General features: G+C 54.1%; 12 protein-coding genes. 8 read left to right on the plus strand and 4 right to left on the minus strand.

Translation table 11 applies throughout. The features are described 5' to 3' along the window. Positions 1-33 precede the first annotated feature (33 nt). Complete coding sequence (locus ACNQ62_RS01000; RefSeq protein WP_418093978.1) at positions 34-1,041, minus strand: Bug family tripartite tricarboxylate transporter substrate binding protein; 1,008 nt, start codon at positions 1,039-1,041, stop codon at positions 34-36. Between the two features lie 221 nt (positions 1,042-1,262). Between ACNQ62_RS01000 and ACNQ62_RS01005 the strand changes: the two genes are divergently transcribed. Continuing rightward, complete coding sequence (locus ACNQ62_RS01005) at positions 1,263-2,270, plus strand: Gfo/Idh/MocA family protein (protein ID WP_418093979.1); 1,008 nt, start codon at positions 1,263-1,265, stop codon at positions 2,268-2,270. Positions 2,271-2,316: 46 nt separating this feature from the next. On the opposite strand, the gene ACNQ62_RS01010 is transcribed toward ACNQ62_RS01005, so the two are convergent. Continuing rightward, a complete protein-coding gene (locus ACNQ62_RS01010) occupies positions 2,317-3,012 on the minus strand; it encodes a GntR family transcriptional regulator (RefSeq protein ID WP_418093980.1) in 696 nt (231 codons plus the stop codon). A 271-nt stretch (positions 3,013-3,283) separates the two neighbouring features. On the opposite strand from ACNQ62_RS01010, the gene ACNQ62_RS01015 reads away from it, so the two are divergent. The 7 genes from ACNQ62_RS01015 (at position 3,284) to ACNQ62_RS01045 (ending at position 9,115) form a co-directional block, all read left to right on the plus strand. Next, positions 3,284-4,381, plus strand: coding sequence for an isocitrate/isopropylmalate dehydrogenase family protein (locus ACNQ62_RS01015; RefSeq protein WP_418093981.1), 1,098 nt, complete (start codon positions 3,284-3,286; stop codon positions 4,379-4,381). Positions 4,382-4,384: 3 nt separating this feature from the next. Continuing rightward, positions 4,385-4,759: a methylglyoxal synthase gene (locus tag ACNQ62_RS01020; protein WP_418093982.1), complete on the plus strand. Its 375-nt coding sequence runs from the start codon at positions 4,385-4,387 to the stop codon at positions 4,757-4,759. Positions 4,760-4,771: 12 nt separating this feature from the next. Then, positions 4,772-6,034, plus strand: coding sequence for a 3-oxo-tetronate kinase (gene otnK, locus ACNQ62_RS01025; protein WP_418093983.1), 1,263 nt, complete (start codon positions 4,772-4,774; stop codon positions 6,032-6,034). Beyond that, positions 6,031-6,669 carry a 3-oxo-tetronate 4-phosphate decarboxylase gene (gene otnC, locus ACNQ62_RS01030; RefSeq protein ID WP_418093984.1) on the plus strand — a complete coding sequence of 213 codons (639 nt, stop codon included), beginning with the start codon at positions 6,031-6,033 and terminating at the stop codon, positions 6,667-6,669. Before otnK ends, otnC begins: the two co-directional genes overlap by 4 nt. Positions 6,670-7,425: 756 nt before the next feature. Then, a complete protein-coding gene (locus ACNQ62_RS01035) occupies positions 7,426-7,809 on the plus strand; it encodes a hypothetical protein (RefSeq protein ID WP_340249710.1) in 384 nt (127 codons plus the stop codon). After that, complete coding sequence (locus tag ACNQ62_RS01040) at positions 7,806-8,657, plus strand: CsgG/HfaB family protein (protein ID WP_418093985.1); 852 nt, start codon at positions 7,806-7,808, stop codon at positions 8,655-8,657. Before ACNQ62_RS01035 ends, ACNQ62_RS01040 begins: the two co-directional genes overlap by 4 nt. Further along, the gene (locus tag ACNQ62_RS01045; RefSeq protein WP_418093986.1) at positions 8,654-9,115 is read left to right on the plus strand and encodes a hypothetical protein; all 462 of its coding nucleotides are present in this window, start codon (positions 8,654-8,656) and stop codon (positions 9,113-9,115) included. Before ACNQ62_RS01040 ends, ACNQ62_RS01045 begins: the two co-directional genes overlap by 4 nt. Positions 9,116-9,136: 21 nt before the next feature. Here ACNQ62_RS01045 and ACNQ62_RS01050 read toward each other — a convergent pair whose 3' ends face one another. Continuing rightward, positions 9,137-10,267, minus strand: a complete 1,131-nt coding sequence (locus ACNQ62_RS01050) for a hypothetical protein (RefSeq protein WP_418093987.1) — start codon at positions 10,265-10,267, stop codon at positions 9,137-9,139. Between the two features lie 82 nt (positions 10,268-10,349). Beyond that, positions 10,350-11,624, minus strand: a complete 1,275-nt coding sequence (locus tag ACNQ62_RS01055) for a hypothetical protein (RefSeq protein ID WP_418093988.1) — start codon at positions 11,622-11,624, stop codon at positions 10,350-10,352. Between the last annotated feature and the right edge of the window lie 514 nt (positions 11,625-12,138).

Here is a 12,138-nt window from a genome sequence, read left to right on the forward strand (position 1 = left end):
GTGCGCCCCGTCTACTTTTGTTATTAGTGGCCTTTAAGGCTTTTCGATACCAAGGCTTTCCGGGTCGACTGTGGTCGAGCCGAGCTCTTTCAGCGTATAGGCAAAGGTGCTCTCCAGCTTGGAGAAAATTTCCTGTGCTTCCTCGCCGGATTGGCCGCCGATGTCATAGTAGTTTACAGCGGCCCATTCAGCCACGGTATCCGACGCCATCGCTTTGTCGAACGCTTCGGTTAAAGTGGCTTTCACCTCGTCAGGGGCCGAATTGGCTACACCGAAACCGATGGATTGCTTGAGCGGAAGGTAGGCTTCAAGCCCGTCATACATGTCGAATGCGGACGGGATCGTGGTTTCTCCCAACTTGCCTTCTTCGGGGGTCAGCATCGCCAGCGGACGCAGCTTACCACCTTCGATCAAAGGCGCCTGCTCCGCCAATGATGTTACGACCAAAGCCACTTCGCCTGCCATAGCCGCTTCTTGCCCCGCGGCGGAACCTTCATAGGGGATGAATTTGAACGAGACATCCGCACCTTTCTCAATGGCGAGCAGGTTTAGGTGGTGGATCGACCCCGCCCCGGATGCCGCAGCAGGGATTGAGCCAGGCTTTTCGTTTGCGGCGTCAACAAGTTCTTGCAGTGTGTCATAGGGGCTATCCACGGGAACTGAGATCAGATCGGGCGAACCACCGATGATGAAGGGGTACCAGAAATCAAACTTCTGATCCCAGCCTCCTTGAACGGCAGCCGTCACATTGGATTCTGAAATGCCCGCCAGCGTATAACCGTCGTCGGCTTGGTTCTGGACAAAGACCATACCATTGGAACCAGCCACGCCACCTGTTTGGTTGGTGACGTTGATCGACACTGGAAGATGTTTCTCCATCTCGGCCATGATCATCCGGTTGATGCTGTCGGTACCGCCGCCCGCGCCCCAAACGACAACGTCTGTGATATCGCGGAATGGGTATTCTTGCGCCTGCGCCTGAACGGACAGTCCGGCGCCTAGCGTCGCGGCAAGCGCGACCAGTGCAAATTTGGTTTTCATCTCATCCTCCCAATGGATATGGTGCCTATTGCATTTATCTGCGTATGCATTAACTCATGTGTTGTCAACTCACACGTCGGTTCATAGGGGCGTTTCTATCCGCTGCCCCCGTCCTAGACAGGCCGCAAGAGTTGCTGGAGAACAGGGGTGTTGGTGCAACAGAGGGTATAGAGCAAGCAGTACCCGCGGGGCGCGCGAGGAAAGAAAAAAGGAATGAAGATATGACTTTACGGATCGCCTGCTTGGGAGCCGGCTATTTCAGCCAGTTTCACATCGATGGATGGCAGCGTATAGAGGGGGTGAGCCTTGTTGGCGTTGCTGATCGCTCTTGGGAGAAAGCAAAAGCTTTTGGCGCCCCTGCCTTCGACAATATCGATGCCCTGCTGGCGACCAACCCCGATATCGTCGATATCATCTTACCGCCTGTTGGGCACGCAGAAGCCATTCGCAAGGCACTTGGCCAAAGCCCGCAAGCGATCATCTGTCAAAAGCCTTTCTGTACTTCTTTGCAAGAAGCTCGCGAAATTACCCAACTGGCCGAGGATGCCGGTGTGCCGCTCGTCGTGCATGAAAACTTCCGCTTCCAACCTTGGTACCGCAAGATCAAGGCCGCGCTTCAAGCGGGTCAGATCGGCACCACGCTACAGGCCAGCTTTCGGCTGCGCCCGGGCGATGGTCAGGGGCCGGCCGCCTACCTCGCCCGCCAGCCGTACTTTCAAAAGATGGAGCGCTTCTTGATCCATGAGACCGGCGTTCACTGGGTCGACACCTTCCGCTATCTTTTTGGTGAACCGAGCCACGTCTACGCTGATCTGCGACGGGTGAACCCTGTAATCGCGGGTGAAGATGCGGGCTATGTTACTTTCGACCACCCAGGTGGAGTAAGGGCTCTGCTTGATGCCAACCGCAGCCTGGGCCACGCCGCTGATAACCCCCGCCGCACGATGGGCGAGGCGCTGATTGAAGGAACCGATGGCACGCTCACGCTCTATGGAGACGGATCAATATGGCTTCGCCCCTTCGGCACGCTGGAGGCAGAAGAGATTGCGCCCCCAGACCAGCATGAGGGCTTCGGCGGGGATTGCACCAAAGCCTTGCAAGAACATGTCGTGTCGGCCCTGCTGAATGGCTCCGCATTAGAGAATGAGGCGCGCGATTATCTACGCGTGATCGAGATCGAGCATGCAATCTATCGCTCTGCCGACGAAGGCCGCAAACTAGCGGTCTAAGCGCGCCACAGCTCAGGCGATACGCCTCTTCGGCGCAACGCTTTTTTCAAAACCGCGAGAGGTTGTTCTGCTCTAACAAAGAGATCAGTAGGGTTTTGGCCTCCACCCGATGTTCATGGTGCAGGTCGCGGGCGCGCTCTGGCTCAGCGTTTCGGATCGCATTATAAAGTGCTCGGTGGTTTTCGTTCGATGCATGAGGCAATGGGCGCATGTAGAGGGTCAGCAAGCGAACGCGATGCACCTGAGTGCTGTACATCGCAATCACCTCTTCCAGACGCCGGCTCCCTGACAAGGACACCAGCCCCTGATGGAACCGATCATCCGCCGCCGCCCATTCTTTACGGTCCTCGCGCTTCAGCGCAGTTTCCATCTGCGTGAGGCTCTCATCCAACCCACGCAGGTCCTTTTCCGGATACGCGCGCTCCGCGGCCTTAAAGGCGGCCAGCGGCTCAAGCTCAATCAGGATGTCATAGATCTCGACCATGTCAGCGATGGTCAGCGGCAAAACGCGAATACCATGCCGAGGCCGAATTTCGACCAAGCCACGAGAGGCCAAAATCACCGCGGCTTCTCGAATGGGCGTGCGCGAAACACCCAGCATCTCTCCGAGTTCGGCTTCAAGGTAGTTAGAACCTGGGGGCAGTTCGTTATTCGTGATCATCCCTTGGAGGATGCCGGCCACACGAGCGGCTTGAGAGATTGGCCTCTCGAACTCCGCCGACTTTACCTTGCCAGAATTCATTCAGACGGCTCCCTCTCATTCTGCACCAATGAAAGATAGCCCGAAAGCCATTGACTATCAATGCACCAACGCATACGCAGATATATACGTGAAGAGGTAAAAACGCCCGTACGGATGACTGAAGGGGAGCATTTCAGCATGTTTTGTCGACCCAGAGCAGCCCAACGAAGTGCAAGTATCGTTCCTCGGCTGTGGTGCCCATCAGCGGGATACGCGCCTCCCTTTAGGCAGCCTTCGACCCTAGTGAAATGTTGAGATCAAGGAAAATGACATGGCTTCTGGTTTGAAAATCGCCCTTATCCGTGGGGATGGGATCGGTATCGATGTGGCAGACGCGACCATCGAAGTCGTCAACGCAGCCTGCGAGATTTGCAGCGCCCCTGCCCTAACCTATGACGAAATCAACGCGGGTGCGGGCTACTACGCTGAAACCGGCCAAGACATCGAGCCCGACGGCGAAGAACGCGCAGGCACGGCAGATGCGATTTTTCTAGGCGCGATCGGGCTGCCGTCAATCCGCCATCAGGACGGCACCGAAATCTCGCCTCACCTGCGCTTGCGCGACCGCTTTGGCCTTTACGCTGGTATTCGCCCCATCAAGGCTTACCCCAACGCGCCGCAACGTTTGGCCGATCCTCGCGCAGCGCAGATCGATATGATCATCCTGCGTGAGTCCACCGAGGGGCTGTTCTATTCCGCCGCTGCCCATAAACGCAGCGAAGTGATCGGTGACACCGAGGTTCGCGACACCCTTCGCATTACCCGCGCGACCACAGAGAAACTTCATGATTTCGCGTTTAAACTGGCTCAGAAACGCAAAGAGCGCGGAAAGCCCGGTCGGGTGACATGTGTCGATAAGGCCAATGTTTTCACGTCGATGGCTTTCTTCCGCAAGATTTTCGACGAGATCAGACCGAACTACCCCGACATCGAGGCAAATTATAACTACGTCGATGCCCAAGCGCTCGATCTGGTGCGGCGACCGTGGGATTTCGATGTCATGGTAATGGAGAACATGTTCGGCGATATCCTGTCTGATCTGGGCGGTGGTCTGGTCGGCGGCATGGGCATGGCTGCCTGCGCCGAAATTGGTGATAAAAACGGTCTTTTTCAGCCCGCCCATGGCAGCGCTCCTGATATCATGGGACAAGACAAGGCGAACCCCCTTGCCGCAATCCTGAGCGGAGCACTGATGCTGGACTACCTTGGCGAACGCTCTGGGGACAGTCGGTATACCGACGCGGCCGCTTTGATCGAAGCTTCCGTCGATAAGGGCTTTTCCGCCAATGCGCTGCGCCCGATGGAATTTGGCGGTGATATGGGTACCATCGCCACAACACGCGAAGTCGTGGCCGGCCTTAAGGGGTAACCGATGCGGATCGCACTGGTTGCTCATGATTGCTGCAAGGACGCTTTAATTGCGTGGTCTACCCGCCATAGGGCGGTATTGGCTCAGCAAACACTCTATGCCACCGGAACGACGGGCAAACGTATCGCTCTGGAAACGAAGCTCAAGGTCACCCGGCTGCTAAGCGGACCGCTTGGGGGCGACCAACAGCTTGGCGCGATGATCGCAGAAGGCCGAATTGATGCCTTGGTCTTTTTTTCGATCCGCTTTCAGCGGTACCCCACGATGTGGACGTCAAAGCCCTGCTGCGGGTCTCAGCGCTGTATCAGGCAATTGTCGCAACCAACCGTGCAACCGCAAATCTACTTATCGCGGCTCTCGAACGCGATATCGATCTGAAAGGATACTGAAATGCCCATCGTTCTTGGCGCTATCGCCGATGATTTCACCGGCGCCACAGATCTTGCCAATACGTTGGTCGGTGAAGGGATGCGGGTCGTTCAGGTCATCGGAGTCCCCAGCCCTGAAGCGACTTATGGCGATGCGGATGCGGTTGTTGTGGCGCTGAAATCACGAACGGCGCCAGTGGAGGATGCAATTGCCGAGTCCTTGGCTGCGTTGAAGTGGCTCCAGTCGGAAGGCGCTGAACAAATCCTATTCAAATACTGCTCAACATTCGATTCGACACCGAAAGGAAACATCGGACCAGTCGCTGATGCGCTGCGCGAAGCGCTGAGTTGCGAACTCACATTGATCTGCCCTGCTTTTCCTAAGAATGGCCGCACGATCTACAACGGCGTGCTCTTCGTCGGAGAGTTGCCCTTGGCGGAAAGCTCGATGAAGGATCACCCGATAACGCCAATGCGCGATTCAAATCTTATGCGTCTGATGGAGGCGCAATCCACCGGCAAGGTAGGGCTCATTCCCGCACCAATTGTTCAACAAGGTGTGCCAGCAATCCGCGGAAGAATGGAAGCGCTGATAGCCGAAGGCGTTTCATACGCCGTCATCGACGCGCTCAACGAAGCCGACCTACGAACCATTTGCAAAGCTGCGGCAGATCACAAGCTGATCACCGGCGGCTCGGGTATCGCGCTTGGGTTGCCAGACATTCTCCGCGGGCGAGGCCAAATAGCCCCGGGGCGAGATATCAATTTTCTGCCAACCGAAGGCCGCGCGCTGATTTTGGCGGGCAGTTGCTCGGCCGCCACGCGCGCACAGCTCACAAAGGCCAAGGCAATATGGCCTCACGCAAAGGTCGACATCGATAAAATCGCAGCTGGTAAGGACATGGTGACTGAATTGGCGGAATGGGCAAAAGCCCAGCCTACTGACAGTCCAGTGATTATCTACGGATCGGCAGATCCGGAAGAAGTGGCCGGTATCCAGAAACGCTACGGCGTGGCCGCCGCTGGGCAAATGATGGAAGACACCCTAAGCGCCCTTGCTTTGCGCCTTACCGAGGCGGGTTTTCATCGGGTGCTGGTTGCAGGAGGAGAAACTTCCGGCGCGGTTGTCTCGGCCCTTCAAATCAGAACGCTCGAAATTGGTCCCGAGATCGCGCCAGGCGTGCCGTGGACCCAAGCATTGGACCGGCCCTTAACATTGGCGCTGAAGTCTGGAAATTTTGGTCAACCCAGCTTTTTCGAAGATGCCTTAAAGGTGCTGCCATGAGTGATGCGAAAATCCGAGAAGACATCGTGCGCCGTGCAGCGTCGCTTTATAACCGGGGGCTCAGTTTCGGTTCCTCTGGCAACATCAGCGTGCGGGTCGACGACGGCTGGTTGATGACCCCAACCGGTTCCTCCATGGGAGACCTCGATCCAGCGCGCCTGTCATTGCTGGACCCCGAAGGCCGCCACATCTCAGGCGATGCCCCCACCAAAGAAGCATTCCTACATATGGCGATGTATGCCAATCGGTCCGGCGCATCGGCCATCGTACATTTACACTCGACCCATTCTGTCGCCGTAAGCTGCCTGAAATGCATTAACCACAAAGATGTTCTGCCGCCGCTAACGGCCTACTACGTCATGCGTGTTGGCAAGCTCCCCCTCATTCCCTATTTCGCTCCGGGAGATATCGAATTGGCCAAGGCCGTCGGTGAAATGGCCTCGGACCACCACGCAGTTCTGTTGGCGAACCACGGGCCGGTTGTATCGGCGAAATCGCTATCCGACGCGGTCTATGCGACCGAGGAGTTAGAGGAGACCGCAAAACTGTTCCTCGCGCTCCAAGCGATGGAAACGCGGCCCCTCACAGCTGAACAGGTTGCGGATCTACGGCGGCGGTTCCCCACGCAAACCTGATGCCGCTATCGAGCAGTGCTCCGATCGCATCTCTTGCGAAGTTAAGTACAATAAGCGGGGGCGCAGAGCAGCATAAACTTGGCCAACGGTCCGAACGATGCCCCACCGTGAGCCCATTTCACCAAAATGAAGTACAAATTCCTGCTGAAGCGACGATAACTGCACGCACACATACTTTCCGTTGATACATATCTGGTTTCTGAAATCAGGATAGGTGCGAGCTGTTGCGAGAGACAAAATTGTCGCAGCCACTAAAGATCATCCTCTGGCCGGGGCGGCGAAATGTCGCCCCAGACTTTTCTGCGAATGCCGCAACCTCTGTTCCAACTGCAGTACCACTTTGGGAGTGTAGACGGGGCGCAGAAGATGCAGGGACTGGTTCGGCTCGAAGCGCCGCGACGGTCAAAGCGTGAAACCGGAAAGCATGACGCGAGGCCACGAATGAGCGCGCAGATCCTTGTGATGGGGAGGACATCAGGCATCGGCGCCTTGATCTAGGTCAAACTCACGGTTTCCGTCGGGATAAATTAGGTGGTGAGTGGGTCCGCACGACTTGCAAAGCGTCATAGCCATGCTGATGAATTCTAATTGCGTATCCGTCCTGCAACGCCAATCGCTTTAACGTTCAATTTTCTTGCCAACTCAGGCCAAGCTGTGCATATTTTAACTTTAAGCGTAAATTTTTAGTCCACTCCATTGTTCATTTTGAACTGTGGCTTTTTTTCCGGACATCACTTTATTGAGTTGGGGTAACGGATGTTAAAATATTTAGTATGCTTTTCGCTGATTTCTGGCGCGGCCTCAGCTAATGGTTTGACCGAGGCAAGACCGTGGCAATTTAGATCGCCATCAGAGCGTCAGATCTTGCTCTCTGGAGAGCAAACTCGGTTAAATTTCAAAATATTCGAGCGTTCTCAAGCCGCCGCTGGTGCCGCTGCAGGCGGGCAAACGGGGAACTCTCTTTCAATCACGATTAATGGTGATGGCGACAACACCATCGATACAGGGCAAGACAATAACGGCAATCAAACCATTCAAGAGGCAAGCGGTACTGCTTCGAATACAATTAGTGATGATACATCAGCAGCAGTAGATGATGCAGCGGCTCGGCTGCTTAGTATACAAGGCTCGGGAAATTGAAACACCGTCGCCTTGTAGTCGGAGCCTTGCTCACCTCCATTGTGGCTGGTTGCGAAAGTATGCCGCCGCAGTTGTCACAACCCAAAGCGCCTTATAATGGCGCAATCCCAATCACGATCGATACCCCCGCGGACCAAGCGCTGGAATGCCTCGCGCGATCCCCACAAGTAACACGAAGCAACCGTGTATTCGCGGTCCATACCATTTCAGATTTATCCCAAAAGTTCGAAGTCGACGAAGCTGGTCCTTATGTGCCGCGCGACACGGCTGGCATGTTGGTGACTGCGCTTTCTAAGGCGGGCGTGAAGCAGGTTAACCGCGTCAATACTGTGGTTACCGAATTCGAAATCGCCCGCGCCCGCGAACAGATACTTGGCGATGGCCGAGACGCGATTGTCGAAGGGGAAAGGCTTCCCTATCGTCCGCTTGAACGCGGAGCGCTGCGGGGATCCGATCTGGTTATCGACGGCGCGGTTACGCAGCTTGACTTCAATACCTATTCGGGCGGGACCGAAGGCTCGCTATTTGGGGTCGGCGGTGGCAAACGCAAGTTCGCTTTGACCGTGGGTGCCGACCTAAGGGTCACCGATACGCGATCCACCGAGCTCGTGATGGCAGAGGCATATTCCAAGCAAGCAGTGGGCGTCGAAGTTTATGGATCGATATTTCGGTTTTTTGATAGTGAATTATTTGACGTAAAGATCGGAACGAAAAGCCAAGAAGGGCTGCATTCAGGTATCAGATGGATGCTCGCCGAAGCCGCCTATGATATCGTCTCGACGACCCTCAAACATGATGGCAGCTGTGATCGCCTACTTCCCAAGAACGCGGTCGGGGCAGGCCAATGACCGTTTCAAACTGCCTTTTAGGGTCTTGCTTCGCGGTGTTGGCTTTTGCGACCAGCACCGTGGCGCAGGAAACTGCTGCCGTGGCGAATGATGTTGAAGTCTACGACCCCAAAGTCTTCCTTGAATCTATGGTCAGCTACCGGTCTTTAGCATTGACCTGTGAAGATGTCATTCCTGGGTCACCCATGGCGGATTCAAGCGAGATTTTGAACTTTTTCAATGCGTTAGGAATGGTCGAGCCGTTGGCAATCGATCAAAGGATGCAGCGCATTACGAAACGATTGGTCCGATCTCAAAGCGCTTCAATCTGCACCGAGCGGCTGAAAGATCGTGCGCTTAATTATGGGAAGCTGGCTATCGAATACACCACGAAAAAGCCAAAAGCTTGGCCCGCCGCACCCAGGATTCTATCAGGCCCTTGGTGCCGGACAGCGTCCTGCTCGGAATTATCCTTCTGAGCGTTCTTCCCAAGACCTAATTTATCGTGAGATCGTTGCAGAGTTGCCGATTTGAGAATGGGTGCCGTTGCTGCTTTGAACCCGTTGGGGTTGGTTGGCCGTCTGTGTCGCACTTACAGTTGTATTCTTGATAACAACATGGTCGGCTGAGGCGGGTTCATTGACTTCAAGCAAGTTTACGACGTTGGTGCTAGAATAGCTGTGACTTGTCACACGGGTCGTAATCCCGGCCAATGAATGGTCATCGCCCGAGTTTTCGACAACTTGTGTGCCGTCTGACACCTGCGACAGGCCGTCGACTCTTGTGGCGCTTACAAAGTTTGCAATGTTCAAACCTGTCTGGGTGAGGCTAAGCGGTATGTTCCCTTCCGGGTAGGTCACTATGTTCCGGACAGTCTGGCTGCCGCTGAACACGCGGGTAACATCTTTGACCTCTTCTGCGACCAGAACGTTGCCGATGTTTACGCCGGATTGAACGACGTCAAATGCGCCCCCTATCGGGTTCGAGACTTCAACGATGTTTTCAATCAGCTGCGACGTGTCACGAGGAAAAAATTGCCCGCCAGACCCGATCGAGAGTTCGGCCGTTGCAACGTTTGCGGTGTTCCGACCGGTTTGGGTGACAGTATCAAGCGTCGCCCCTGCGCTGCGCATATCGTTCAGGATATTCTGCGATGCGCCGGGTCCAAAGGATTGCGTGACGTTATCAATGCGGTTCGCGATCACAATGTTTGCGAGGTTTTCACCTGTCTGGGCAGATACGAGTGGCTTATCCAAACTGTGGTTCTCAGCAATATTGCTAGCGGTTTGATTGCCTTGCATGGATTGGTGAATGCTGTTCACGTCATTCCCCGTCGCCAAAAGAATATTCGTTGCATTCAAGATAGATTGATTAAGTTCTTGAAGAGTGACGGTAGCTGGGACCGGTTGGAAGATAGCATCAATCCCCAAGGCATGATTTGTTGTCGTTCCTGTCGGGCTCCCGTTCAGTATAGATGACCGTCGATTGTTTAAATAATTCAAAGAGGTCTGGTTGCCGGTCATACTTTGGCTTGCGATCAGGTTCGGATCGAGCTCTGCCTGAGCATGGGCGGCCGGCGAGATACTGAAAAAGGCCAAGACGGATAAGTATTTGCGCGTGAAGCGTACCATATTCTTATCACCTGATTGGCCGAATTGATGTAGTCCAGAGCGGCAAGATCCCTGCCGCCCCAGTTGCAATATCGGTTCGACCTTACAGCCCGCTAACCGAGTTGATGACGTTGGTCGCGGCTTGCGTGACGGATGTCAGGTCATCCGCACCGAACATGCCGTTTTGGGCCAGTTGATCCCCTGCGAACGTCTGAGTCACTTCAGTCATGCTTACGAGATCAGGCAGAGCCCCTGCCGAGAGAATGTTGCCGACGTTTGTAGCGCTCTGATCGAAATTGGTCAGATCTGCATTCACGCCCACACCGATACCCTGAGCCAGGTTCAGTGATTGTTGGTCAACATCGACGGCACTTTGAGAGATTGTCCACCCAACGTTGGTGACGGTCGCCAAGTTGATCGCGTTCAGCGCTGACTGGTCAATGATAATTTCACCATCGCCATCGACGGCCGGTCCAGTTACGCCACCAGTGCTGAACTGAACGTAGTTGTCAGCAAGTTGGCCGCCTGAAACACCTTCGTACACTTGACCGATGGCTGCGAACTCAAGCGAACCACCATCCGTCGTTGCGCCGCCAACATCGAGGCTGTTCGCAATGTTAACCGCACTTTGGACCAAACTATTGATAGAGGCCCCAACGGTTGTATCAGAAGCCTCGTTGGTCGCGGTTTGGGTGCTGTCTTGTACGTACTGGAATGAATCGCCCTTGAGGTCATCTTCAACTTCGGCCAGGTTCATAACGTTGACGGCATTCTGCGAGATGTCATCGACGCCCAGGTCGATATCGAATTCGTTGCCAGCGACCTGGCTGCTATCGTCGATTTGCTGCTGAAGATCATTAAGCGCGCTGTCTTCAAGCATATCGTCCATTGCAGCCATGTTCATGACGTTGGTTGCGCCTTGATCGATGCCAATGCTGGACCCATTCAGAATATCGATGTCGTTGGTCGCTGTTTGATCCGCATTGTCGATTTCCTGAACAAGCCGGTTCAGGTCGAAGCCTTGGCCACCTTCAACTGTCAGGTCGATGCTATTGAGAACGTTGGTTCCTGATTGGCTAACGTCAGTGAGGATTGCGTTGTTGCCTATAGTACCCTGAGTCTCGAAGTCATTGATCGCGTCTTGGATCATCCCGTTCTCAGAAAACTGGTCTACGTCATCAAGCGACCCAAAATCGATCGAGATAATGTTTGCGGCGTTGATTCCTGCTTGAGACACATTTGTCGCGTCATCACTGATATCAATTGTATTCAGCGCTTCTTGCAGAGCATCTACCGTTTGCGAAATGTCAGTTTGCTCTGCCATGGCTGGCAATGCGAGAATTGTAACGAGTGCTGTTGATGTAAGGAACTTAGTCATAGTGGCCTCCGTTTCCGTTGGACCCCATTGCGGGGCGATCTAGTTGGACATGCACCAGGGGCTCCTGGACAGTGTCATTCCTTTGATGAAGCTTGTGAGTTTCTGAGCTTGATGAAACGAACCACGCGTCGGTACCGGTCGCCCCTGAATATAATGTCGTAAAGGCTTGGTAAGCGGTGTGTGATTAGATTCGGCTAAAAAAGTCTTCATACGGAATACGAAGCAGCATGAGATACGAAACTAATTTCTAAAAGTCGGGGAAAAACCTACAAGAGAAACCTTCCGAATTTTGCATATTTTTATATTGTAATCAGAGTCTTACATTTAAAATTTACGCGCGAAAAGGTTACGCTTAACATAAATTCTTGAATATTTGGTTAATTTTGCTAATGTAACGGCACATTTTTGACATATTTCGACGAGTCGTGAGAAAAACGTCCGCCGTTTTTGTATATGGTTATTTGGTAACCACGAACGAGCAGGTTAACCTTATTTAGTAGAAATACAGGCATTG

The organism is Sulfitobacter sp. SBS6 (assembly GCF_048285585.1).
GTDB lineage: Bacteria > Pseudomonadota > Alphaproteobacteria > Rhodobacterales > Rhodobacteraceae > Sulfitobacter > Sulfitobacter pontiacus.

Excerpts from the sequence above, each read along its gene's own strand:
- otnK (WP_418093983.1), top strand. The coding sequence starts at position 4,772 with ATGCCCATCGTTCTTGGCGCTATCGCCGATGATTTCACCGGCGCCACA.
- ACNQ62_RS01045 (WP_418093986.1), top strand. The coding sequence starts at position 8,654 with ATGACCGTTTCAAACTGCCTTTTAGGGTCTTGCTTCGCGGTGTTGGCT.
- ACNQ62_RS01020 (WP_418093982.1), top strand. The coding sequence starts at position 4,385 with ATGCGGATCGCACTGGTTGCTCATGATTGCTGCAAGGACGCTTTAATT.
- ACNQ62_RS01000 (WP_418093978.1), bottom strand. The coding sequence starts at position 1,041 with ATGAAAACCAAATTTGCACTGGTCGCGCTTGCCGCGACGCTAGGCGCC.
- ACNQ62_RS01055 (WP_418093988.1), bottom strand. The coding sequence starts at position 11,624 with ATGACTAAGTTCCTTACATCAACAGCACTCGTTACAATTCTCGCATTG.
- ACNQ62_RS01010 (WP_418093980.1), bottom strand. The coding sequence starts at position 3,012 with ATGAATTCTGGCAAGGTAAAGTCGGCGGAGTTCGAGAGGCCAATCTCT.
- otnC (WP_418093984.1), top strand. The coding sequence starts at position 6,031 with ATGAGTGATGCGAAAATCCGAGAAGACATCGTGCGCCGTGCAGCGTCG.
- ACNQ62_RS01005 (WP_418093979.1), top strand. The coding sequence starts at position 1,263 with ATGACTTTACGGATCGCCTGCTTGGGAGCCGGCTATTTCAGCCAGTTT.
- ACNQ62_RS01035 (WP_340249710.1), top strand. The coding sequence starts at position 7,426 with ATGTTAAAATATTTAGTATGCTTTTCGCTGATTTCTGGCGCGGCCTCA.
- ACNQ62_RS01050 (WP_418093987.1), bottom strand. The coding sequence starts at position 10,267 with ATGGTACGCTTCACGCGCAAATACTTATCCGTCTTGGCCTTTTTCAGT.
- ACNQ62_RS01015 (WP_418093981.1), top strand. The coding sequence starts at position 3,284 with ATGGCTTCTGGTTTGAAAATCGCCCTTATCCGTGGGGATGGGATCGGT.